General features: G+C 70.7%; 18 protein-coding genes. 10 read left to right on the forward strand and 8 right to left on the reverse strand.

Annotation, left to right across the window (positions count from 1 at the left end):
- Nucleotides 1-10 precede the first annotated feature (10 nt).
- Nucleotides 11-1,144, forward strand: coding sequence for a flavodoxin-dependent (E)-4-hydroxy-3-methylbut-2-enyl-diphosphate synthase (gene ispG / locus ACRAWB_RS05600; protein ID WP_431352714.1), 1,134 nt, complete (start codon nt 11-13; stop codon nt 1,142-1,144).
- Nucleotides 1,145-1,195: 51 nt separating this feature from the next.
- On the opposite strand, the gene ACRAWB_RS05605 is transcribed toward ispG, so the two are convergent.
- The gene (locus ACRAWB_RS05605; protein ID WP_431352419.1) at nt 1,196-2,626 is read right to left on the reverse strand and encodes an RNB domain-containing ribonuclease; all 1,431 of its coding nucleotides are present in this window, start codon (nt 2,624-2,626) and stop codon (nt 1,196-1,198) included.
- 68 nt (nt 2,627-2,694) lie between these two features.
- On the opposite strand from ACRAWB_RS05605, the gene ACRAWB_RS05610 reads away from it, so the two are divergent.
- From ACRAWB_RS05610 to ACRAWB_RS05620, 3 genes are all read left to right on the forward strand, one after another.
- Nucleotides 2,695-4,461: a proline--tRNA ligase gene (locus ACRAWB_RS05610; RefSeq protein ID WP_431352420.1), complete on the forward strand. Its 1,767-nt coding sequence runs from the start codon at nt 2,695-2,697 to the stop codon at nt 4,459-4,461.
- 78 nt (nt 4,462-4,539) lie between these two features.
- Complete coding sequence (locus tag ACRAWB_RS05615; RefSeq protein ID WP_431352715.1) at nt 4,540-5,265, forward strand: VIT1/CCC1 transporter family protein; 726 nt, start codon at nt 4,540-4,542, stop codon at nt 5,263-5,265.
- A 45-nt stretch (nt 5,266-5,310) separates the two neighbouring features.
- Entirely contained in the window at nt 5,311-6,141 is an 831-nt protein-coding gene (locus ACRAWB_RS05620; protein ID WP_431352421.1) for an AMP nucleosidase, read from the forward strand.
- 20 nt (nt 6,142-6,161) lie between these two features.
- On the opposite strand, the gene ACRAWB_RS05625 is transcribed toward ACRAWB_RS05620, so the two are convergent.
- From ACRAWB_RS05625 to ACRAWB_RS05645, 5 genes are all read right to left on the reverse strand, one after another.
- Nucleotides 6,162-9,551, reverse strand: coding sequence for an error-prone DNA polymerase (locus tag ACRAWB_RS05625; RefSeq protein WP_431352422.1), 3,390 nt, complete (start codon nt 9,549-9,551; stop codon nt 6,162-6,164).
- Nucleotides 9,551-10,573, reverse strand: coding sequence for a hypothetical protein (locus ACRAWB_RS05630; protein ID WP_431352423.1), 1,023 nt, complete (start codon nt 10,571-10,573; stop codon nt 9,551-9,553). The genes ACRAWB_RS05625 and ACRAWB_RS05630 overlap by 1 nt, the downstream gene beginning before the upstream one ends.
- Entirely contained in the window at nt 10,546-11,115 is a 570-nt protein-coding gene (locus tag ACRAWB_RS05635; RefSeq protein ID WP_431352424.1) for a hypothetical protein, read from the reverse strand. Before ACRAWB_RS05635 ends, ACRAWB_RS05630 begins: the two co-directional genes overlap by 28 nt.
- Nucleotides 11,116-11,808 (reverse strand): hypothetical protein, encoded by a 693-nt coding sequence (locus ACRAWB_RS05640; RefSeq protein WP_363808848.1) that lies wholly within the window; start codon nt 11,806-11,808, stop codon nt 11,116-11,118.
- Nucleotides 11,809-11,943: 135 nt separating this feature from the next.
- Complete coding sequence (locus tag ACRAWB_RS05645; protein WP_431352425.1) at nt 11,944-12,156, reverse strand: hypothetical protein; 213 nt, start codon at nt 12,154-12,156, stop codon at nt 11,944-11,946.
- 290 nt (nt 12,157-12,446) lie between these two features.
- On the opposite strand from ACRAWB_RS05645, the gene ACRAWB_RS05650 reads away from it, so the two are divergent.
- Nucleotides 12,447-14,765, forward strand: coding sequence for a SpaA isopeptide-forming pilin-related protein (locus ACRAWB_RS05650; protein WP_431352426.1), 2,319 nt, complete (start codon nt 12,447-12,449; stop codon nt 14,763-14,765).
- A gap of 59 nt (nt 14,766-14,824) precedes the next feature.
- Here ACRAWB_RS05650 and ACRAWB_RS05655 read toward each other — a convergent pair whose 3' ends face one another.
- Entirely contained in the window at nt 14,825-17,749 is a 2,925-nt protein-coding gene (locus ACRAWB_RS05655; RefSeq protein WP_431352427.1) for an MSCRAMM family protein, read from the reverse strand.
- 199 nt (nt 17,750-17,948) lie between these two features.
- Nucleotides 17,949-18,782: a DUF3097 domain-containing protein gene (locus ACRAWB_RS05660; protein ID WP_431352716.1), complete on the reverse strand. Its 834-nt coding sequence runs from the start codon at nt 18,780-18,782 to the stop codon at nt 17,949-17,951.
- A gap of 407 nt (nt 18,783-19,189) precedes the next feature.
- Here ACRAWB_RS05660 and ACRAWB_RS05665 point away from each other — a divergent pair, with 407 nt between their 5' ends.
- The 5 genes from ACRAWB_RS05665 to ACRAWB_RS05685 all read left to right on the forward strand — a co-directional run bounded on the left by ACRAWB_RS05665 (nt 19,190) and on the right by ACRAWB_RS05685 (nt 23,800).
- A complete protein-coding gene (locus ACRAWB_RS05665) occupies nt 19,190-20,149 on the forward strand; it encodes an acyltransferase family protein (protein WP_431352428.1) in 960 nt (319 codons plus the stop codon).
- Between the two features lie 10 nt (nt 20,150-20,159).
- A complete protein-coding gene (locus ACRAWB_RS05670) occupies nt 20,160-20,915 on the forward strand; it encodes an ABC transporter ATP-binding protein (protein ID WP_431352429.1) in 756 nt (251 codons plus the stop codon).
- Nucleotides 20,912-22,360, forward strand: coding sequence for an FtsX-like permease family protein (locus ACRAWB_RS05675; protein ID WP_431352430.1), 1,449 nt, complete (start codon nt 20,912-20,914; stop codon nt 22,358-22,360). The genes ACRAWB_RS05670 and ACRAWB_RS05675 overlap by 4 nt, the downstream gene beginning before the upstream one ends.
- A 316-nt stretch (nt 22,361-22,676) precedes the next feature.
- Nucleotides 22,677-23,510 carry an alpha/beta hydrolase gene (locus ACRAWB_RS05680; RefSeq protein ID WP_431352431.1) on the forward strand — a complete coding sequence of 278 codons (834 nt, stop codon included), beginning with the start codon at nt 22,677-22,679 and terminating at the stop codon, nt 23,508-23,510.
- Entirely contained in the window at nt 23,420-23,800 is a 381-nt protein-coding gene (locus ACRAWB_RS05685) for a hypothetical protein (protein ID WP_431352432.1), read from the forward strand. Before ACRAWB_RS05680 ends, ACRAWB_RS05685 begins: the two co-directional genes overlap by 91 nt.
- Nucleotides 23,801-24,225: the final 425 nt, after the last annotated feature.

Genomic DNA, 24,225 nt, shown 5'->3' on the forward strand with positions numbered 1-24,225 from the left:
CAATCTGGGGATGCCCAAGGTCCCCGAAACCCTCGCCCCTCGTCGCAAGTCCCGCCAGATCCGGGTGGGCAAAGTCCTGGTCGGCGGCGACGCCCCGATCAGCGTCCAGTCGATGACTACGACGCCGACGACCAACATCAACGCCACGCTCCAGCAGATCGCCGAGCTGACGGCCTCCGGCTGCGACATCGTCCGCGTCGCCGTGCCCAGCCGAGACGACGCCGAGGCGCTGCCGATCATCGCCAAGAAGAGCCAGATCCCGGTGATCGCCGACATCCACTTCCAGCCCAACTACGTCTACGCCGCGATCGACGCCGGCTGTGCGGCGGTGCGCGTCAACCCGGGCAACATCCGCAAGTTCGACGACCAGGTCGGCGAGATCGCGAAGCGCGCGAAGGCGGCGGGCGTCTCGCTCCGCATCGGCGTGAACGCCGGCTCGCTCGACCGGCGGCTGCTCGAGAAGTACGGCAAGGCGACCCCCGAGGCCCTGGTCGAGTCGGCCGTCTGGGAGGCGAGCCTGTTCGAGGAGCACGACTTCCACGACTTCAAGATCTCGGTCAAGCACAACGACCCGATCGTCATGGTGAAGGCGTACCGGATGCTCGCCGAGCGCGGCGACTGGCCGCTCCACCTCGGCGTCACCGAGGCCGGTCCGGCGTTCCAGGGCACGATCAAGTCGGCGACGGCGTTCGGCATCCTGCTCGGTGAGGGCATCGGCGACACCATCCGCGTCTCGCTGTCGGCCCCGCCGGCCGAGGAGGTCAAGGTGGGCCTGCAGATCCTGCAGTCGCTCAACCTGCGCGAGCGCAAGCTCGAGATCGTGTCGTGCCCGAGCTGCGGCCGCGCACAGGTCGACGTGTATTCGCTGGCCGACAGCGTGACCGAGGGTCTGCAGGGCATGAGCGTGCCGCTGCGCGTCGCGGTCATGGGCTGCGTCGTGAACGGCCCGGGCGAGGCCCGCGAGGCCGACCTCGGCGTCGCGAGCGGCAACGGCAAGGGCCAGATCTTCGTCAAGGGCGAGGTCATCAAGACCGTGCCGGAGTCGGAGATCGTGCAGACCCTGATCGCCGAGGCGAACCGCCTGGCCGACGAGATGGGCGACCGCCCGTCCGGCGAGCCGAGCGTCACCGTCGGCGCGCACTGACGGGTTCTCACTGGCGGGTCCTCGCTGACGGGTCCTCGCTGACACGTCCGATCAGGGCACGGGGTCGAACGCGACCTTGCCAGTCGCGATGTCGGCGGCGGTGACCCGCAGCCGCACCCGGTCGCCCGCGGCGACGCCGTCCGCCCGCGGCGCCGACGCGCTCACGGCCGGGTCGTCGAGCTGCACAAGCACCGTGCCGTTGCGCACCGCCAGCACCGTCGCGTCCAGGACGTCGCCGATCCGAGAGCTGAGCAGCGCCGCCTCCACGCGATCCACCGCACCGGCCTCGACCTGAGCGGCCAGCCGGGAGGATGCACCCATGATGGAGGGGAGTTCGCCGAGCGAGTCGCGCGCCCACGCGGGCACCGGCCGTCCGGCGCACAGCGCCTCGCAGATGACGAGCGCCCACCGGTCGGCCAGGCGGCGAAGCGGCGCAGTGACGTGCGCGTAGGGAGCGGCGACCGCGGCCTGTTGCGGGTCGGCGGGCACGGTGCCGTCCATGACGACGTACCCCGCCCCGCGGAAGAGTGCGGTCGCCGCCTGCAGTACGGCGGCCGCCCGTGGGTGCGCGGGATCGAGCGTCCGCAGGTACTCGCCATAGGGCATCCCTTCGGCCCACGGCAGCCCGAGCGCGACGGTCTGCGCCCGGAAACCGCGGAACGCCTCCTCGTCGGGCGCGGGCATGGTGCGCAGGATGCCCACCCGCCCGTCGATCATCAGCTTCGCCGCCGCCATCCCGGTGAGCAGGGAGAGCTGCGCGTTCCAGTCCTCGACCGGGAGGGTGGTGCGGCGCTGGAGCGTGTAGGCGCCGTCGCGGACGACGATCTCCTCGTCGGGCGTGTTCAGGCTGGCGCCGCCGCGTTCGCGTTCGCAGGCGATGCGCGCCTCACCGACCTCGCGCAGGAGCGCAAGCTCGGGAGGCGCGGTGCCGTCGTCGAGGGCCGTCTGGGCCTCCTCGTAACTCCACTGGCGACGGGACCGGATGCGCCCCCGCGTCACCTGGATCGCCGTCTCGTGGCCGGTCGCGTCCAAGGCGATGTCCCACACGAACGCACCGCGATCGACGCCGGGCAGCAGGGACCCGGCATCCTCGCCGATGGCGTCGGGGTGCAGCGGGACGCGACCGTCCGGAGCGTAGATCGTCTGTCCGCGGTGCCGCGCCTCCGCATCCACGGCGCCGCCCGGAGACACCAGCGCAGGGACGTCGGCGATCGCGTAGCGGACCCGGAACCCGTCGGCGGTGCGTTCCAGGTGCAGCGCCTGGTCGAGGTCGGTGGACCCGGCCGGGTCGATGGTGAGGAACGGAACGTCGGTGAGGTCGGCCTCGGGGAGCGCATGCCGTGCGGCGACCGCCTGCGCCTCCGCTTTCGCCTCTTCCGGGAACGCGTCCGGCAGCTTCAACTCGCGGCGGAGGGCCCGGAGCGACGCGGCCAGGGGAGCGGCGGCGGGGGACGGGGCGACGCGGGTCCTGCGGTCGGGCATGCCGCCACCCTAGCCCCGGGTCTTTCCGGCCGCGGCGGGCGTGCCCGTCCTCCCCATAAACTGGGTTGGTGCCTACACGCCTCAGCAACTACTTCCTCCGCACCCTTCGTGAAGACCCCTCCGACGCCGAGGTCACCAGCCACCGGCTGCTGGTCCGCGCCGGCTACATCCGCCGCCAGGCGCCGGGGATCTTCGCGTGGCTGCCGCTGGGGCTGCGCGTGAAGGAGAAGATCGAGCGCATCATCCGCGAGGAGATGGCGGCCGCTGGGGCGCACGAGGTGCACTTCCCTGCGCTGCTGCCGCGCGAGCCCTACGAGGCCACCGGCCGCTGGGAGGAGTACGGCGACGGCCTGTTCCGACTCCAAGACCGCAAGGGCGCCGACTACCTGCTCGCGCCCACGCACGAGGAGGTCTTCACGCTGCTGGTGAAGGACCTGTACTCGTCGTACAAAGACCTGCCGCTGACGATCTTCCAGATCCAGGACAAGTACCGCGACGAAGCGCGTCCCCGAGCGGGCCTGCTGCGCGGCCGCGAGTTCACGATGAAGGACGCCTACTCGTTCGACGCCACCGACGAAGGTCTCGACGCGAGCTACATGGCGCAGCGCGACGCGTACGAGCGCATCTTCACCCGGCTCGGGCTGTCGTACGTGATCGTGCAGGCCGACGCGGGCGCGATGGGCGGTTCGCGGTCGGAGGAGTTCCTGCACCCGACCGTCGTCGGCGAGGACACGTTCGTCCGCTCGCCCGGCGGCTACGCGGCGAACGTCGAGGCGTTCACGACGGTCGCCCCGCCCGCGCGCTCGTACGAGAAGCTGACCCCGCAGGAGGTGCTGGACACGCCCGGCACCCCCACCATCCAGACGCTCGTCGACCTGGCCAACGAGAAGCACCCCCGTCCGGACGGCCGCGCGTGGACGGCCGCGGACACGCTGAAGAACGTCGTGCTCGCGCTCACTCACCTCGACGGCACCCGCGAGCTGGTCGTCGTCGGCCTGCCCGGCGACCGCGAGGTCGACCTGAAGCGCGCCGAAGTGGCGTTTGCTCCCGCCGAGGTGGATGCAGCGACCGACGACGACTTCCGCGCCCACCCCGGACTCGTGAAGGGCTACATCGGCCCCTGGTCGGCCGAGGGCCCCGTGCTCGGCGAGGAGTCGGCGACCGGCATCCGCTACGTCGTCGACCCGCGCGTGGTCGACGGTTCGGGATGGATCACCGGCGCGAACATCGAGGGCAAGCACGTCTTCGGCCTCGTCGCCGGCCGCGACTTCTCGTGGGACGGCGTGGTCGAGGTCGCCGAGGTCAAGCCGGGCGACCCCGCGCCGGACGGCTCCGGCCCGGTGGAGCTCGCCCGCGGCATGGAGATCGGCCACGTGTTCCAGCTCGGCCGCAAGTACGCCGAAGCGCTCGGCCTCAAGGTGCTCGACGAGAACGGCAAGCTCGTCACCGTCACGATGGGCTCGTACGGCATCGGCGTCACCCGCATCCTGGCGATCATCGCCGAGGAGAACAACGACGACCGCGGGCTGGTGTGGCCGGAGTCGGTCGCGCCGTTCGACGTGCACGTCGTCGCGACGGGCCGTGACGCGGCGGCGTACGAGCTGGCCGAGGAGGTCATCGCCCAGCTCGAGGACGCCCGTCTCGACGTGCTCTACGACGACCGCCCGAAGGTCTCGCCGGGTGTGAAGTTCGGCGACGCCGAGCTGATCGGCGTCCCGCGGGTGCTCGTCGTGGGCCGCGGTGCGGCGCAGGGTGAGGTCGAGCTGTGGAACCGCCGCACCGGCGACCGCCGCACGCTGCCCGTCGCCGAGGCGGTCGCGGAGCTCACGGCGTAGCCCGGGGCTCGGCTTAGGGTCGCCGAACCTTGCTGGCGGCGCGTGCCGCCGCTTCCTAGGCTGGGCGACATGAGCGAGATGGCAGAGGGCGCCGGCAACGGCGCGCACGCGGACGAGCCGCATCGCGCCGGGCTGGCGCAACGGCTCAACTGGTTGCGCGCCGGAGTGCTCGGCGCGAACGACGGCATCGTGTCGGTGGCGGCGGTCGTCGTCGGCGTGGCGGGCGCGACCACGTCGGTGCCGGCCATCGTGACGGCCGGTCTCGCCGCCCTCGTCGGTGGCGCGATCTCGATGGCGCTGGGCGAGTACGTGTCGGTGAGCAGCCAGCGCGACAGCGAGCGCTCGCTGATCGCGAAGGAGAAGCGCGAGCTGGCCGAGATGCCGGAGGAGGAGCTGGAAGAGCTCACCGGCCTCTACGAGGCGAAGGGGTTGTCGCCGGCGACCGCTCGGCAGGTGGCGCTCGAGCTCACCGAGCACGACGCGCTCTCGGCCCACCTCTCGGCCGAGCTCGGCATCGACCAGGACGACGTCGTCAGCCCGTGGCACGCGGCGATCGCGTCGGCGGTCGCGTTCACCTGCGGAGCGATCCTCCCGATGCTGACGATCCTGCTGCCGGCCGCGGTGCGCATCCCGGTCACGTTCGTGGCGGTGCTCATCGCCCTCGCGATCACCGGGTACATCGCCGCGTGGATCGGCGGCAGCTCCCGCGGGCGCGCCATGATCCGCGTGGTGGTCGGCGGCGCGCTCGCCCTTGCAGCGACGTTCCTGGTGGGTTCGCTCCTCGGAACGTCCGTCGCCGGGTAGCGTACGAGCAACGGCGCATCGGCGCCCGAGAGGAGAGTCCCGGCCGTGGTGGATGCGGAGAACACGATCGACACGACCCCCGCTCCCTCCGAGCACGCGATGCGCGACAAGGCGGGGATCGTCCGTGACTGGCTGCCGCGCTACACCGGCACCCCCGTCGAGGAGTTCGGCGAGTACATCCTGCTGACGAATTTCGCCGACTACGTGCAGCGCTTCGCCGAATGGTACGACACGGACGTGCGCGGCCTCGACCGCTCGATGCCTAACGCGACCGCGGACGGCATCACGATGATCGACTTCGGCATGGGCAGCCCGAACGCGGCGACGGTGATGGACCTGCTGTCGGCGGTGTGCCCGAAGGCGGCGCTCTTCCTCGGCAAGTGCGGCGGGATCAAACCGAAGAGCCGCGTCGGCGACCTGGTGCTGCCGATCGCGGCGATCCGCGGAGAGGGCACGTCGAACGACTACCTGCCGCCCGAGGTGCCCGCGCTGCCGGCGTTCCAGCTGCAGCGTGCCGTGTCGTCGACGATCCGCGACTTCAAGCAGGATTACTGGACCGGCACCGTCTACACGACCAACCGGCGCGTGTGGGAGCACGACGACACGTTCAAGGACTACCTGCGCCGGACGCGCTGCATGGCGGTCGACATGGAGACGGCGACGGTGTTCGCCGCCGGGTTCGCGAACCGCATCCCGAGCGGCGCGCTGCTGCTGGTGTCGGACCAGCCGATGACGCCGGAGGGCGTGAAGACGTCCGAGAGCGACGCCGGCGTCACGCGCGACTACGTCGAGCGGCACATCCGCATCGGGGTGGAGGCGCTGCGGCTGGTGCGCCGCAACGGACGCAGCGTGCGGCACCTGCGCTTCGACGAGTAGCGGTCGGGGCGGCACGGCGCTCATCGGAAGTCCCGCGAGACGGTGCGGATGCCGGTGTCGAGCGCTTCGAGCTTGTCGGCGACGATGTTGACGACGCCCTCCTCGCTGCGCTCCAGGATGCCGCGCACGATCATCGCCGGCGCCTGCCGCGCCACCCGGCGGTAGCGGTTCCAGACGCCGACAGGGCAGATGACGTTGACCATCCCGGTCTCGTCCTCGATGTTGAGGAAGGTGACCCCGGCCGCCGTCGCGGGCCGCTGCCGGTGGGTGACCACGCCGCCGACCTCGATGCGGCGGCCCGATTCGCCGTGGATCAGCGTGTCGGCCGGGTAGACGCCGCGCGCGGAGAGCGCAGGGCGCAGGAACCGGATGGGATGGTCGTCCGTCGAGATGCCCGTCGACCAGAGGTCGCTGGCCAGCTGTTCGGCGGGGGAGAGCAGGGGCAGCAGCGGCGGCTGCACGGTGATGGCGGTGCCCGCCAGGTACTCGGGGCGCTCCTGCGCGGCGTTGCCCGCCTCCCAGATCGCCTGGCGCCGGCTCAGGTCGAAGCCCTCGAACGCGCCGGCGGCGGCCAGCGCCTCGAGCTGGGCGGTGTTGAGGCCGGTGCGGCGGGCCAGGTCGGAGAGGTCGCGGTACGGGCCGAACGCCTCGCGCTCGGCGACGATCCGCTCCGCGAGCTTTTCGCCGATGGACGTGACGCCCGCGAGTCCCAGCCGGACGGCGTGGCCGCCGTCGCGGCGATGCGCGTCGAAGTCGAGCGGCACGCGCGGGTCGAACGGGTCGATCGGCGGCTGCTCGGTGTCGAGGCATGCGTCGGAGCCGGTCGGCCCCTGACGTGCCTCGTCGAGCGGTTCGAGCAGCGGGAAGACGCCCGAGCGCTGGATGTCCGGCCGCTGCACCACGACGCCGTGCCGGCGCGCGTCGGCGGTGAGCGTGCGCGGCGAGTAGAACCCCATCGGCTGCGCCCGCAGCAGCCCGGCGAGGAAGGCGCCCGGGTAGTGCAGCTTCATCCACGAACTGACATAGACGAGCAAGGCGAAGCTGATCGCGTGGCTCTCGGCGAAGCCGAAGCTCGCGAACGCCTCGATCTTGCCGTAGATCGCGTCGGCGTCGTCGCCGGTGATGCCGTTGTGCGCCATCCCCTCGTAGAGCTTGGCCTTGAGAGCGTCGATCTTCTCGACCCCGCGCTTGGAGCCCATCGCACGACGCAGCTGGTCGGCGTCCTCGGCGGTGCAGTCGCCGACCGCGACGGCCATCTGCATCAGCTGCTCCTGGAACAGAGGCACCCCCATCGTGCGTTCCAGCACCGGCACCAGCGCCGGGTGCAGGTAGGTCACCTCTTCTTTGCCGAGCTTGCGGCGGATGTACGGGTGCACCGCCCCGCCCTGGATGGGGCCGGGACGGATGAGCGCGATCTCGATGACGAGGTCGTAGAACCGTCGCGGCTGGAGCCGCGGGAGCGTGCCGATCTGGGCGCGGCTCTCCACCTGGAACACGCCGATGGAATCGGCCCGGCAGAGCATGTCGTACACGCCCGCCTCTTCCTTCGGGATGGTCTCGAGCGTCCACTTCTCGCCGAGCGACGCCTCGATCGTGCGCATCGAGTAGTCGAGCGCCGACAGCATGCCCAGGCCCAGGAGGTCGAACTTGACCAGGCCCATCCAGGCGCAGTCGTCCTTATCCCATTGCAGCACCGTCCGGCCTTCCATGCGGGCGTGCTCGATCGGGCACACCTCGCCGACGGGCCGGTCGGTCAGAACCATGCCGCCGGAGTGGATGCCGAGGTGCCGCGGGAACTTCAGCACCTGCTGCGCGAGCCCGACCACGTCGTCCGGGATGTCGTGGTCGTCGCTGGTCTGCACGGAGCCCCAGGAGTCGATCTGCTTGCTCCAGGCATCCTGCTGGCCCGTGGAGTAGCCGAGCGCCTTCGCCATGTCGCGCACGGCGTTCTTGGGCCGGTAGGTGATGACGTTGGCGACCTGGGCGGCGTTGTGGCGGCCGTACTTCGCGTAGACGTACTGGATGACCTCCTCCCGGCGGTCGGAGTCGAAGTCGACGTCGATGTCGGGCTCCTCCTCGCGCATGCTGGAGAGGAACCGCTCGAACGGCAGGTCGTACTTGATCGAGTCGACCGCCGTGATGCCGAGCAGGTAGACGACCGCCGAGTTCGCCGCGGAGCCACGGCCCTGGCAGAGGATGCCGCGGCTGCGGGCGAACCGGACGATGTCGTGGACGATGAGGAAGTAGCCGGGGAAGTCCTTCGCCTCGATCACGTCGAGCTCGCGCTCGATACGCTCCCGCTTGGCGGGGTCGCGGTCGAGGTCGGGGTAGCGCTCGGCGGCGCCGCGCCAGGTGAGCTCGCGCAGCCAGCTCATCGGCGTGTGCCCCTCCGGGACCTCCTGCTTCGGCAGCCGCGGCCGGGCGCTCCGCAGCCGGAAGGCGAGGTCGTCGGCGATCCCGACGGTGCGCTCGACCGCGCCGGGATAGCGGGCGAAGCGCCGGGCCATCTCGGCCCCGCTTCGCAGGTGCGCGGAGCCTGCCGCGGGCAGCCAGCCGTCGAGCTCGTCCAGGCTGCGCCGGGCGCGCACGGCCGAGACCGCGGTCGCCAGCGGGTACTGCCGGGGACTCGCGTAGTGGACGTTGTTGGTCGCGACGGTCGGCAGGCCGAGGCGCCCGGCGATCCTGGTCAGGATGTCGTTGTCCGTGGAGTCGCGCGGGGCACCCTGGTCGATCAGCTCGACGAGGACGTTGTCGTGCCCGAACAGCTCGGCCAGCCGGGCCACCTCGCGCTCCGCGGCCCGCTCGCCGTGCTCGGCGAGGGCGAGACGCACGTCGCCCTTGCGGCAGCCGGTCAGCACCATCCACTCGCCGGCGGCGCGCTCGGACAGCGCCTCGAGCCGGTACACCGGACGGCCCTTCTCGTCTCCGGCGAGCTGCCCGTCGGTGATCGCGGCGGCGAGCCGGTGGTAGCCCTCCTGCTGCCGGGCCAGCAGGACGAGGTGGCTGCCCTCGGGGTCGGGCTCGCCGTTCTGCGGCTTGCTGAGCGAGAGCGAGAGCTCTGCGCCGAACACCGTCTTGACGCGGTCGTAGGCCTCCGCCGCCTCAGCCAGGTGCACGACGCCGTACAGTCCGTCGTGATCGGTCAGCGCGAGCGCGTGCAGGTTCAGGCGGGTCGCCTCTTCGAGGAGTTCTTCGGGCGAGGAGGCGCCGTCGAGGAAGCTGAAGTTGCTGTGCGCGTGCAGCTCGGCGTATGGGACGGCACCCTCGGCGGGTTCCTCCGGGATGGGCTGGGGGACGTACTTCTGCCGTTTGCGCGACGACGGTCGCTCGTCGGTCTGCTGGCTCGTGCGCCGGCCGGAGAGCCGCCGCTCGAACTCGGCCCAGGGGATGGGCGGGTTGTCGAAGCCCATCAGTCGTACCTCGCCTCTGCGAACCAGGCCTCGCCGGTGAGGGCGAGCAGCCACGCGGTGCCGTCGGCGTCGACCAGCTGGAAGCGGTGCAGCGCGCGGGCCAGGGAGGCGTCCCACCACCGCTCCTTCACTGGCCACGGCCCCGCCCACGAGTCGACCGGGCGCGCATCCGCCGGGCGGCCGGTGGGGGAGAAGCGGGCGATCGGGGCCGTCACGTCGCCGCGATCGGTCACCTCGACCGTCGTGCCCTCCTCGGTCAGGACGGCGACGGGACGGGGCACCTCGAACACGGTGGACGGGGCGGGTGCGGGCAGCGAGCCGGGCCACGGGCGGTCGGCGCGGGCGACCCCCACCGGCCGGTCGCCCCACGGCACCAGCACCTGGCGCTCCGCGGGCGCCCGGCCGCCCGCGATCGTGGCCGTGACGACGGCGTCGTGCCCGAGCATGCTCTGCACACGAGTGAGCCCATGATGGATGCGCTCGTCGGCTCCGCCGCCCCAGAGGCCGTCTTCATGGTGCCCGATGTCGTCGACCGTCTCGGGTTCGAGCACGACCCGGGCGATCGGCGACGAGAGACCGGAGTCGATCGCCCCCGCCCCCTGCAGCTGCCAGCGCACGCGGTCGACCACGTCGGGCGCCGAGAACAGCCGGGGATGCAGCCAGGTGCGCTCGCTCACCCGACCCGACTCGTCGGTCACCTCGACCCGCAGTGACGTGCACACCAGCCCTGCTTTGGTGAGGCCGGCGACGAACTGCTCCGCGGTTCCGCGGACGGCGAAGGTCACCTGATCGACCCGGTCGAGGGGAGGCTCGAACTCGATGGCGCGCTCGAGCTGCGTCGGCGGCGTGCGGGGCACCACGGCGGCGCCGTCGAGCCCGCTGGCGAGGGTGTGGGCGTGCTCGCCCCGCTCGCCGAAGCGCTCGCGCATGTCGGTGCGCGAGAGTGCGGCGATGTCGCCGAGCGTGTGCAGGCCCAGCCGACGCAGCAGCGGCGTCAGGTCGGCGAGGCCCAGCTGGGACACCGGCTGCGGCGCCAGGAACGCGGGGAGCCGCCGGCCGGGATGATGCGCACGCGGCCGCGGCCGGTCGAGCGGGCCGCCTGCTCCGCGGCGAACGGACCGTCGGCGATTCCGACCCGCGCATCCGGCAGCCCCAGCCCCTCGAGGCAGCGCAGCAGCTCGGCGCCCGCTTCGTCTTCTCCGCCGTAGTAGCGGGCCGGCCCGCGCGCGCGGAGCACGCACGTGCCGGGACGCACCGGCTGGACACCGGGGGTGATCTCCTCGATCGCGGCGAGTACGGGCTCGAACGCGCGCGCATCCTGCACCGGGTCGTAGGGGACGACCTCCAGCTGCGGGCACCGGGCCTGCGCCTCGCGCATCCGGAGGCCGCGCTTCACGCCGTCGGCGCGGGCCGCGTCGGAGCACGCGAACACCAGGCCCTTGTCGACCAGTGCCAGCGGCAGGTCGTCGGAGAGGTCGAGCGTCTGCCGCGCGGCGATCACCGGCCAGTCCGGGCACCACAGCACGATGGCACGGGTGACGGCGGGGTCGTGGGCACCGGCCATTCAGCTCACCGCCTCGAGCCGGGTGGGGGCGGAGACGCGGAAGCTCTCGTCGACCGCCGGCAGCCACAGGTCGGCGGTGCGGCGCGGGCCGGAACCGCCGCGGGGGGCGGATTCCACCGTCACCCGCCGCGACGAGAGGTAGCCGTCGCCCGCGCCGAGCCCGGCCCATCCGCTGCGTGCGACGGTGAGCGTCGCCTCGACCTGCGGCCAGTCACCCGCGACGATGAGCGTGGCCTCGCGCTGCCGCAGCCGGGCGGTGAGCCGCGCGACGTCGCCGTCGCGGGCGCGGGACGGGGGCGCGACGACCACCACGCTGAGCACGTCGACCACGGCCGCGGTCACGGTCAGCCAGTCGTCGCCGGGATGGGGCACCAGCACCAGCCGCTCGAGGTCGATGCCGAATCGACCGGCAGCCTCGGCGCCGAAGTCGGGCATACCGACCACGCCGCACCAGGCGCCGGCGGCGCTCGGGCCGGCCAGCATGGCCATCAGCAGCGTGGTGGATCCGTGGACCGAGTACGCCGCCCCCGCCTTGAGCGCTCCGCCGGGAAGCAGCGCGGAGAGGGCGGGATGCGTCTGCAGCGTGCGGCTCTCGAGCTTGGTGGCCTGCATCTGCCGGATGCGGGTCTGCAGCTCGTGCACCTGCGCCCGGTCGACGACCGGTTCGCTGAGGTGCTGGGCTGCGAGTGACACCCTCCTATTTTCGAACATATGTTCGAACAGTGCAAACGGAATTTGCCATCCCTGTGGAGGGACACGGAGGGCGGCCGGAGGCCGCGCACGAACCCTACGCCGAGCCTCCGACACCGCAGCGCGTGCGTCCGCCGATCACGGCGTGAGGGTCACGCCTCCTGCGCCCGCGTCGGAGACGGTGGCGGCGGCTATGCCGATCGCCAGTGCGACGACGAGCGACACGCCGAGCACGATGATCGAGGCCGTCAGCACCGCTGCTGACTGAGGCCATTGACGGGCCAACCGCACGGATAACGTGGCCAAGAGACCGACCGCACCGATGAACGTCAGCGGGACGAAAGCGGTCATGACGCCCACGACGACGGACGCGACCAGCAGCCATCGGTCGGTATCCCTGTCAGGCGTGCGAGGCTCGGCAGTTGTCATCATTTCCTCGAATCGTTGCGCCGCCGTTTAGCGACTGGCGGAAACGTATCCGACGCGAAAATAGGGGCATTTCAGGGAACTCGGAGGGCGTTGCACTAGCACGCGTGCCGCGTGCCCGCATTACAGCTATAGCCCGACAGACCGCGTCGTTTACTCCTCCCAACAACGTCCTCATCAGTGAGGGGCGGTTGCCCCCGGCAGAGGAGACGGGGATGAAGACGTATCACAGCGGTGCGCGGAGGCGAAGGCTGCGTTGGACGCAGGCAGCGATGGCGGTGGCTGCCTGTACCGCGCTCGGTGTTGTGCTGGGGATCGGCGCGATACCGGAACAGGAGTCGCAGGCGGCGGATGTGCCGACCGTGACGTGCGATACGGACCCGAACATCTTCAGCACGGGCTACGTGCAGAGCCGGAAGGCTGTTGCCGCGAACGCGGCCGTCGAGGAGCGGTGGATGGTCGCCGCCGGCACCGGGAGCGCGGGCGTGAATCCCGGAACCGGCGCAGTGCCGCAAGGCCCGTTGGCTCCGTCGTTGCCAGGGTCGGCGACCTTCGCGAACGCGTACGTCGGGAAGACGAAGAACGAGTGGGTCAACAGCCCGTACAGCAACGCGCAGTGGATCTCCAATAAGTACGTGACCCCGGCCTCGGGCGGTTCGAACCAGTCCGGCGTCTACGGGAACTTCTACTACCGATTCACCTTCACCCTCGATCCGGTGGTGGTCGCTTCCTCGTTCAGCGTCTCGATGGACTGGTACGCCGACAACACCGTGCGCGGAGTCTGGGTCAACTCTTCACTGAAGGCCCAGACCCAGACGAAGCCCTACGACGCATTCGGGTACCAGGCAGGCGCACAGGTCAGCACCGTCCTCACCGGTTTCGTGACGGGGAAGAACGAGATCATGGTGCAGGTGGGGAGCACGGTCGACGCGGAAGGTTTCCTGGCCCAGGCGCGCTCCACAGCGCTGTGCCCGACGGCATCACCGTTCACCCTCACGAAGACGATCAACACGGCACGCATCGCACCGGCCGACCAGTTCACGGTCTCCGCGGTGAGCGGATCGAGGACGATCGCGACCGCGACGACGACCGGGACGGGTCTCACCGTCTCCGCGAACGGATACGCGGTGCCGGGTACGTACACGATCAGCGACACGCTCGCCGCCGGGTCGACATCCGCCGCCAATCAATACAACGGCGTGCTGACCTGCACGAACCGCACGGACGCATCCAAACCACCCGCTGTCACAGGTGCCTATCCGACATGGACGGTGACCATCCCGACCGGGGCGCAGTCGTACCAGTGCACGATCACGAACTCGTCGAAGACGTTCACGGTGGCGAAGACGGCGAACCCTGCGCCTCCGACGATCGTGGCCGCGGGGCAGAAGGTCACCTACTCCGTCGTGGTGACCAACACGGGCCGCACCGCGTTCACCGGCACGGGCACCGACGTGGCGTCTTTCACCGACAACCTCTCCGGGGTACTCGATGATGCGACCTACAACGGGGACGCCACGGGCGGGGCGACGATCAACGGGACGACCCTGTCCTGGAAGGGGGCGCTCGCCGTCGGCGCCAAGGTGACGATCACGTACTCGGTCACGGTCAAACAGCCCGGTTCGGGTGACGGGAACCTCGTGAACACGGTGACCGGTGGTGCCTCGTGCATGAGCCAATGCACCGCCACCACGCAAACCCCGGTGCGATGGTACGAAGCCGAGAAGAAAGCGTCGGCCGCGTCCGTCCTGCCGGGCGATGTGGTGCGCTACACGGTGACCGTGAAGAACCCCAGCCGCAGCGACTTCACGGCGGCATCCCCCGCCACACTTACCGACAACCTCTCCCGGGTGCTCGATGACGCGACCTACAACGGGGACGTGACGGGCGGCGCCACGATCAACGGAGCGGTGCTGTCCTGGTCGGGTCCGCTGCGCGCGGGGGAGACGGTCACGATCACCTACTCCGTGACCGTCAATAGCCCCGTAAAGGGTGACCGCTCGCTGGTCAACACCGTGGTCACCTCCGCCAGCGGAGGGAACTGCTCCACCGGCTCCACCGACAAGCGCTGCACCGCGACGGTCGCCGTCGCGGCCGGTGACGTGGTGTGGCGGAAGGTCGATGCGACCCCGAACCACAATCTCCTGTCGGGGGCTGTGTGGAAGTTCGCAGCGGCCGACGGTAACGGCGAAGTCGTGGTGGACGACTGCGCCGCGGCGCCGTGTGCCGGTCCGGATGCGGATTCGGTGGGCGGTCAGTTCCGGCTCGCCGGCCTGCGCCCCGGACAGTACGTGTTGACCGAAACCCGCGCACCGGTCGGCTTCCGCCTCGTGACGACGCCGATCACGGTGACCATCACCGCAGGCACCGTGACCACCCTCGACCCTGTCGTGAATGAGCAGATGCCCGCACCGGTCCTCCCCTTCACGGGCGGCATCGGAGCGGACACCTACACGATCGCGGGAGGCATCCTCGCCGGGCTGTCCGGCATCCTCGCGGCCGTGCAGATGGTGAAGCGGAGGCGGCTGTCGTGAGGAGCTGCGCCACCCTGCCCAGCAGTTCCGGCTCACAGCACGCCGCGCGCGTGCGCCCATCACGCTGTCCGGCGGCGCCGGATCAGCTGCCAGACGGCGAACCCGGCCGCGAGGGCCAGCAGTCCGCCACCGGCCAGCTGCAGGTGCTCGGCCCCCAGTCCGCCGGTCAACGGAAGCAGCGGGACAGGCATCTGCTGGTTCACCACATCGGGGAGGGTCACCGTGGTCGACGCCGCGGCGATCGTCACCGGGATCGGCGTCGGACTGATCCGGTAGCCCACCGGCGCTCGCGCCTCCGTCAGCCGGTAGCTGCCCCCGCCGAGGTTCGCCATCCGGAACGCGCCGCCCAGCGGATCGAGGTCGGCCCCGGTGCAGCGGTCGGCCGATACCGCCACGCAGTCGGTCACCGTCAGCGCAGTGCCGATCGGCATGCCCGACGCGTCCACCCTGCTGAGCGTCCATTCCGCTCCGGTGAGGATGTTGTGTGCGGCGGTCGCATCGACTTTGCGCCAGACCAGCTCGGCGACCACCACCACGATCGTCGCCGTGCAGGTCGGATCGACGGAACCGGCGGCGCAGTTGCTTCGTGGCGACGACGACACCACGGTGTTGACGAGTCGGTGGTCCCCGGAGGCCGGATCGAACATGCGCACCGCGTACGTGATCGTCGCCGTGGCGCCCGCCGCCAGAGCACCGGACCAACTCAGCACCGGGGCGCTGTAGCGGACGGATCCCGTGGACGCGGCCTGGTCGCCGAGGAACGACGCATCCTTCAGGACGTCGGTCATGTCGTCGGAGAACTGCGCGGCGCCGTACGCCAGCGTCCCGGCGTTCTTCACCGTGATCGTGTAGACAACCCGATCCCCGGGATTCGCGGTCTGCACCGGCGAGGTCTTGGCGATCGTCAGCTTGCATTGGGCCGTCGTGGGAGTGATCGAGAACGAGGCACGCCCGGTCGGGTTGCCCGGGGAGTCCGTCGCGCCCGGGTAGCTCGTCACCGCTGTCGCGGCATTCCAGATCGTCGTGGCCGGAGCGTCGCACTGCACGGTCGGCACCGTCGTCTGGAAGCACATTTCGGGCGGCGCCCCCTGCCACGTGATCCGCACCGCGCCGGCGGTCACCCCGGAGGGAGTGGTCACGCCGTTGACCCTGACCGTCGCGGTGAGCGGGGTCACGGTCGTCGCGATCGTCGACAGGTCCAACCCGCCCGAGGGAACGACCGCCTCGTTGAAGCCGCTGAGAATCGCGCCGTTCTTGTCCTTGAGCGTCGCCGTCACGTTCCGGAAGGTGCCCGCCGTGAGTCCCGCCACGGACAGCAGCTTCCATCTGGTGAACGAGGTCGCCCCGCTGCCGCAGTAGCTCGCCGTGGGATCCACACGGAGGTCGACGGTCGACGTGGCCGTACAGGTGCCGCCGGTCACGGCGTCGAAGAATCGGATCTGACCGGTGTCGCCGGTGGCCACCAGGCAGTCCGCCGCGATCCCGGGGACCTCGCGGATCGTGTAGTTGATCGAGTTGGCGACGTTCGTGAACCCCGAGCAGGCGGGTACCGTGCCTGCGCCCGACCAGGAAGCGAAGTCGCGGCACATGACCTGGTTGCCGTTGGAAAGATAGACCCTTGTGCCGCGCACGAGAACGTCTCCGGTTCCGTTGCCACCCGCGGTGAATTGGGCGGAGGTTCCCGAGTACGCGTTGCCCACGGCCGCGCCGCTCAGGTTCCAGCAGTTCGAGTACGAATTCGGGCCGTTGACGATGGTGCAGACACCCGTCAGCACGCCCGTGGTCGAGAGCAGGGGTGCGAACGGCGTGCCGACACCGACGATCGAGCCGCCCGCGGACGAGTCCCGTGGCCAGGTCCCCGAGCAGAGCGCGTTCGTCTTCGTGTTGAAACAGAAGGTCTGCCAGGTGCTGAAGTTGTTCTGCCCGAGGCTGGCGAACACATAGTCGCCGAAGGCCGCCGAAGTGTAGGAGAACTCGTTGGTCACCCCGGACGCGTAGAAGGTCGCTCCCACACACGTGGCGTTCGTCGGTGTGAGGCAGATCAGGACGGCCTTGCCCGCATTGATCGCGGCGAAGTAGCGGTTACCGTTCGCCGCCGGCATGCCGGTGCCCCCGATCTGCGCCGACCAGCTGTTGTTGTTGTTCGACGTGCCCGTGAGAGCGGTGTAGCCGCAGCTCGTCGGCGGGCTGGCCGCGAGATCAAGGCAGGCCATTCCGTTGCTGGAGTTGTCGGTGGGTGCGGCCAGCCAGTACAAGCGGTCGCCGACGAGCCAGGTCCCGCCCTGGATGGCCGTCTTTCCCGGGAACGAGGTGCCGGTTCCGATGGCCGCACCGACCGTCGCCGACCACGACTGGACGTTCGCCCCCGCCGGCCATCCGGGGCAGATGCCGCCATCGAGCCGCGCGCAGAAGACCACAGGGCCGGTCCGATGGTGATAGATCGTGTAGATCACGTTCTTGTGTTCCACGATGTTGTACCCATCGCCGCCAGCTAGGGTGAGCGCGGTGACAGATGGCGGTGTCGGGAAGGTCGATGACCGCTGCTCGTTTCCCGACGGCATGAGGGTTGCACTGAACCCGATGCCGGTGCTCCCTGCGGGAGGCGTGCCCGTGGTCCACGCTCCGGTGGTCTTGTACTGCGCCACCAGGCTGCCCATGCCTGCGCTGCGGTCCGGTGGGAGCACGAGGGAGTCGGCCACGTAGGTGCCGGCGGAGGCGAGGTCGTCTTTGAGGTCGACCGTCGCATTGCGCAAGGTGTTGTTCTGGTAGGGCACGACCCACTTCACAGTGTCACCCGGGGCAACAGTTCCGGTGAGCTGGCCTCCCGGGGCGTCATACGAGGCCGCTTTCGAGCCCGTCTGTACGTCGGAACCGGTGGTGTAGACGGTGGAGGCCGTGGTCGTCGCCGCCTGCACATGTGACTCGGGCAGCATCGCGACCGCGAGCATGACGCCCGCCGCGATACCAGCGAGCCACACCGTCACGGTGCGGTGTCGTCGCAGCGGCCGCGCACGAGCGACATGGCGAGAACGTCGTGACGGATCGTGGTAGCGGTGGCGCATCGCCGGTGCCTCCCCGTGGTCCAGAGCCGGAAGGGAGGCGATCGCCTCCCCACACTCTCAGACGAGGCGGGAGACCGGTGCCTGACGTCCGCGGGGAGCCAATGACGTCATTGCAGTGCGTTCAAGGCTCGGTGACGAAGTCGATCAGCTGCTCGACCCGGCCGAGCAGTTCCGGCTCGAGGTCGGAGTACGACCGCACCTGGCCGAGGATGCGCTTCCACGCCCGCGCGATATCCGCCTGCGTCTCGTGCGGGAGCCCGAGCGCCGCGCAGATCCCGTGCTTCCAGGGCACCGAGCGGGGAATCGCGGGCCAGGCCTCCAGTCCAACGCGGGCAGGCTTGACCGCCTGCCAGATGTCGACGTACGGGTGCCCGACCACCAGCACATGCTGCCCGTACGGTCCACGGGCGACCTGCTCGGCGATCCTGCTCTCCTTCGAGTTCGGCACCAGGTGGTCGACCAGGACGCCGATGCGCCGCCCACGGTCGGGACGGAACTCCTTGACGATGGCGTCCAGGTCGTCCACGCCCTCCAGGTACTCCACGACCACGCCTTCGATGCGCAGGTCGTCGCCCCACACGCGCTCGACGAGCTCGGCGTCGTGGCGTCCCTCGACGAAGATGCGGCTCGCGCGCGCCACCCGCGCCTTCTGCTCGCCGACGCTGAACGAACCTGAGGCGGTGCGGGTTCGGCCCGCCGCGGCCTTCGACGGCACGACCAGCCGCACCGGCTCGCCGTCGATGAGGAAGGATCCGCTGAGCGGGAACACCCGTTTCTTGCCGAAGTAGTCCTCCAGCTCGACGGTCTGCGCCTCGAGCCGCGTCACGGCCCCGCAGAACCCGGTCACGGCCTCCTCGATGACGAGATCCCGCACTGCATCGACGGTCGGCACGGGCTTGCGCCCTGCGTTCCTCCAGTCGCCGGCCAGCACATCGGATCCGTAGCGGTCGTCCATCACCCGATGGAGGTTATGCGACGGGATGCGCGCTGCGGCGATGCCACGCGGCGGCCGCCGCGCATCATCCCCGCGCAGCACACCACCCGCAGGCCGCACATCTCGCGCATCCTGGCGAAGCTCGGCCTGCGCGACCGCGCGCAGATGGTCGTCTGCGCGAATAGCCCGCAGCGAAGACAAGGCTTGTGTAAGCCGTCCCTCGGAGTCATGAACCGGCCCGAACTCCGTCTCTATAGGTGACGGGCCATCCGGCACGTCGCCCGGCGCGGCTCGCACGCCCGCGGGCTCGCGTGGCGGACGGAGCGGCGGATGGGCGGGACACGGTCGGTGGGTGTCGACGTCCTGCGCGTGGTGGGCGTCACCGCCGTCGTGTACACGCACGTCTTCGGCGCCGACCCCTCCGCGACGTGCTGTTCGCCTGGCACGTGCCGGTGTTCTTCGTGCTCACGGGGTACCTGTGGAAGCCCGGCCGCAGCATCATCGGCGAAGTGCGGCGGCGGGCGCTCAGCCTGCTTCTACCGTACGCAGCGTGGCTGGCGATCATCATGTCGCCGCTGGTCGGCGACCTCCTGCTTCGCGGCCAGGCGGCCTTCCCGGCCGAGAGCGCCCTGCGGGGCGGCACGGCGCTCGGCGGGCAGTTCGCGGCCTTCTGGTTCGTCACGGCGCTATTCGTGGCCGCTGTGGTCGTCCGCTTGCTCGAGCGCCTTCCGCTGTGGCTGCAATGGTGCGCGCCGGTGGCGGCACTCGTCTCGTTGTGGGTGTTCCGGGCTCCGCTGGGCGACGTGCCGCTGTCCGCAGGGACCGCCGTGGCGTGCCTGTTCTTCGTGCTGGCAGGGCGACTGCTGGCGCGGTACCGGCACCGCATCCCGTACCCGACGGTGGCGGGCGTGGTTCTCGCCGGGGCCGGGCTGGCAGCAGTGGCGACGCGGCTGGTCCCGCCGGTCGACCTGAAGAAGGCCGACACGGGGATGCCCGTGGTCACCGTCGTCGTCTCCTTCGCGATCTGCGCGGGGCTGGTGCTCGTGGCCCTACGTCTGTTCGTCGGCGTGAATGGCCGGCTGGGGCGTGCCATCTCGCGTCTGGCCGTCCCGTCGCTGATGGTCGTGCTCACCCATGCGGTCGTGATCCAGACGTGGCGGGTCGCCGGCGCCGCGCCGTCCGCGCTCGTCTTCGTCACCGCTCTCGTCGTGCCGTGGCTGCTCGCGCTGCTCGTGCACCTGACTCCCGCGTCCGTCCTCCTCACGGGTGCTCCGCGCTGGCGGGTCAGGCACGCGGCGGCCGCACATCATCCCCGGGCCGCACATCATCCTCAGGAAGGACACAGGATCGGCCCGACGCCCGATCCGGCGGCGCCGTCGCCTCCGTAGCGTCGACGTCATGGGGCTGACTCTCACCGAAACGGTGGCGCGCGTCGAAGCGGCCACGAAGACCTACGGAACGGGCGCGGGGCGTGTCAACGCGCTCGACGGCGTCACCGTCGGCATCCCCGCCGGCCGGTTCACCGCGATCATGGGGCCGAGCGGGTCTGGCAAGTCGACGCTGATGCACGTCATGGCCGGGCTCGACTCGGTGACCAGCGGGCGCGTCTTCCTGGGCGACACCGAGATCACCCGCCTCGGGGATGCGGAGCTCACCCTGCTGCGCCGCCGCCGGGTCGGCTTCGTCTTCCAGTCGTTCAACCTCGTCCCGACCCTCGACGTGCGCGGCAACATCCTGCTGCCGTTCGAGCTCGACGGGCGCCGACCGATCCGCGTCCAGAACGAATGGATCGACCACCTCATCGACACCCTCGGCCTGCGCGACCGACTCACCCACCGACCGCACGAACTGTCCGGCGGCCAGCAGCAGCGCGCCGCGATCGTCCGCGCGCTCGCCACCCGGCCCGACCTGGTGTTCGCCGACGAGCCGACCGGCAACCTCGACTCGCGCACGGGGCGCGAAGTGCTCGGCGTGCTGCAGGATGCGGCGCGCACCTTCGGCCAGAGCATCGCGATGGTCACCCACGACCCGGTAGCGGCGAGCTACGCCGACCACATCGTGTTCCTGGCCGACGGCCGCGTGGTCGCCGAGCGTCCGCAATCGACGCCGGAGGAGATCTCGTCGTTCATGCTCGGGATGGAGGCGCGCGCGTGAGCCGTCGCCCGTTCTCCGCGTTCCGCGCCAACGCCCGCGACCACCGGGCGGGCATCCTGGTCGCGGCCCTGAGCTCCGCGTTCGGCGTCGCCCTCGTCGGCGGCGTCAACGTCCTCGGCGCCTACATCGGCGCGTCCACGATGGGGGAGCACGGCAGCGTCCAGCTCGCCCTCGCGATCGTCGCCGGCCTCTTCTTCGTCGTCGCCGTCTACGTCGGCGCCATCGTCACCACCAACACGTTCGCCACCGTGATCGCGGGGCGGACGCGCACCATCGCGCTCCTGCGCCTCATCGGTTCCAGCGCCCGCACCCAGCGCCGGTCGGTCGCCTCGGAAGGTCTGGCCGTCGGCCTCATCGGCGCGGCGATCGGGGGAGCGGCGGCCGCCGTCCTCTCTCTCGTCGCCGTGCGGGCGATGGTCGCCGTCGGCATCCTCCCGGACGCGCTCTACCCGGTGCTCAGCGTCACCATGGTCGGCCCCGCGGTCGTGGTCGCGCTGACCACCTGGCTGGCCTCATGGATCGGCAGCCGCCGCGTCCTTGCGGTCACCCCGGTGCAGGCGCTCGGCGCCGCCGAGGAACGGCCGGCGCGCGTCGTGCGCAGCCGCGGCCGCCTGGCGGTGTCGCTCCTGCTGGTGCTCGGCGGCACAGCCCTCCTCACGCTTGGCCTGCTCCTCGGTCTCGGAGTCTTCGTCCGGCTCGGCGGTCCACTCGCCGACCTGTCGTCGTACGGCGTGCTCGTCGCACTGCCGGGCGGCATCCTGTCCTTCACCGGGATCGTGCTGGCCGCGCCGTTCTTCCTGCCCGCGGTGCTGCGCGGAGTGGGGCTGCTGCTCGGCCGCGGCGCCGCCGGCCGTCTCGCGGCGGCCAACGCCGTCCGCAACCCCGAGCGCAGCTCCCGCACGGCGATCGGTCTGGTCATCGGGGTGACCCTGATCACGATGTTCGTGGTGGCCGCGTCCACCTGGCTGCAGCTCATCCGCTCGGCCGCCGCGAAGGAGCCGGGAATGTACGCCGGCGCTGAGAGCGTGATCGGCGGCACACTCGCAGTCTTCACGGTGCTGGTCGGCTTCTCCGCGGTCATCGCGGCGTGCGGTGTCGTCAACACGCTGTCGTTGAGCGTGCTGCAGCGCGCCCGCGAGCTCGGGCTGCTCCGCGCGCTCGGCTTCAGTGCCGCGCAGGTGCGCCGAATGATCCTCGCCGAGAGCGCTCAGCTGACCGTCGCCTCGGTGCTCACCGGTCTGGTCCTCGGCACCGTGTACGGCTGGATCGGAGCGCAATCGCTGCTCGGGATGATCCCCGGCGGAGGCCTGCTCGTCCCGGTGCTGCCGTGGCCCTTCCTCGGGGCGATCATCCTCGCGGCGGCCGCGCTCGCGGTCCTCGCGGCGCTCGCGCCCACGCGCCGGGCCACCCGCGTCTCGCCGGTCCAGGCGCTCACTGTGGAGTGACACGCGCTGAATGTTGGCTGAACTCTCACAGAGCCTCAGCTATCGATGAACTGGGCGCTGAATAATGGAGCGTCCTGCCGCCGGCGCGCACCGACCGTGACGCCGCATCGCCCGCACAGAAGAGGAACATCCCCTGAACTGGCTCCTGACTCTGAGGATCGACAAGCCGCCGTTCCTCATCGCGCTCGATGTCCTCGCCGCCGCCCTCGCGCTGTACCTGCTCATCCGCCCCACCTGGAAGCGCACGCTCGCCGGGCTCACGGCCGCGCTCCTCGGCGGCCTGGCGGGCTGGTTCGTCGTCTGGCTGGTCACCGACGTGATGGACGTGTTCGGGGTCGCGCTCACTCCGGTCACGACCTTGTGGACGGCGCTGGGCTTCGGCTGCGTGAGCCTCGCGGTCGCGAACCTGTTCCGCTCGCGGTGGTGGCGGAAGCTGATCGCCCTGATCAGCATCCCCGTCTTCCTCGCTGCCGCGTTCTGCGGCATCAACGCCGACTTCGGCGCGTACCGCAATCTCAACGACACCCTCGGAGTGGTGCCCTACCGGGGTCTCGATCTGCACGCCGAGCGGGGCGAGGTCGTGGCCGGGACCGACTGGAAGGCGACCGTCTCCGACCCGGCGGGCGACCCGCCGGCGGTTCCCGCCAAAGGCGAGGTCGGGACCGTTCGCATTCCCGGCACCGAATCGCGGTTCCCGGCGCGCGAGGCCGTCGTCTACCTCCCGCCGATAGCCCTCACGGCGAACCCGCCCGCCCTCCCGGTGCTCTACGCGCTCTCCGGCCAGCCCGGCGCGCCCGCGGACATGTTCACGGCCGGCGGCGTTGCGACGGCCATGGACGCCTTCGCGAAGACGCACGGCGGCTACGCGCCGATCGTCGTCGCCGCGGACCAGCTCGGCGGCCCCGGCCGCAACCCGATGTGCGTGGACTCGCGCGACTACGGCAACTCCGCGACCTATCTGCTGGCGGATGTGCGCAACTGGGTGCGTTCTCACCTGCGCGTGACCGGCGATCCGGCAGGATGGGGGTGTTCGGCTACTCGCAGGGTGCCACCTGCGCTGTGCAGTTCGCGACGGAGCGCCCGGATCTCTTCGGATCCGCGCTCGCGTCCTCGAGCGAGCTGGGGCCGACGTTGGGGAACGAGGAGTTGACCATCGCGACGGGATTCGGCGGGTCGAAGGCCGCGTACGAGAAGGCGCAGCCCGCGGCGCGGATGAAAGCCAACGCCCCGTACCGCGACAGCGTGATGGTATTCGGCGCAGGGCAGGGCGACGCCAAGTACACCGCGTTCGCCCGCACGCTCTACCAGGACGCGCAGAACGCCGGCATCCACGCCGAGCTGCTGAGCTCGCCGGGAACCGCGCACGACTGGAAGACCGTACGGTACGTGCTCGCCCACGGCTTCCCCGCCATCGCAGCGCAGATGTGCCTCGGTTCGTGAGACCGAAAGCCCTCCTCCAACGCCTCGGCCGGCTGGTCGCGACGCATCCGTTCACCACCGGGGTGACGCTGCTCATCCTCGTGCTCGCGCTGGCCACCGGCCCGCTGCGCGGTCCGCACCGCGCCGCTGCGCGGCTGGCTCGGGGCGGGCGCGGTCCAGCTCCTCGATGGACACTGGTGGGCGCCGTTCACGGCGGTCGTGTTCACCGACGACCTGCTCGAGCTCATCGTCGTGCTGGTGCTCAGCGTGGTGCTCGTCGGAGCGTCCGAGCGGCTGATGGGGACCTGGCGCACCGCGCTGGCGTTCTTCGGCACGGCGGCGGTCGGGATCGTCGTGGGCGCGACCTTGCAGGTGCTCGCGAACGACATCGGCGAGCTGTGGGCACGGAACGTGCACGGCCTGCTGGTGCTCGACGCGTTCACCGC

The sequence above is a fragment of the Leifsonia poae genome (assembly GCF_050632865.1).
GTDB lineage: Bacteria > Actinomycetota > Actinomycetes > Actinomycetales > Microbacteriaceae > Leifsonia > Leifsonia poae_B.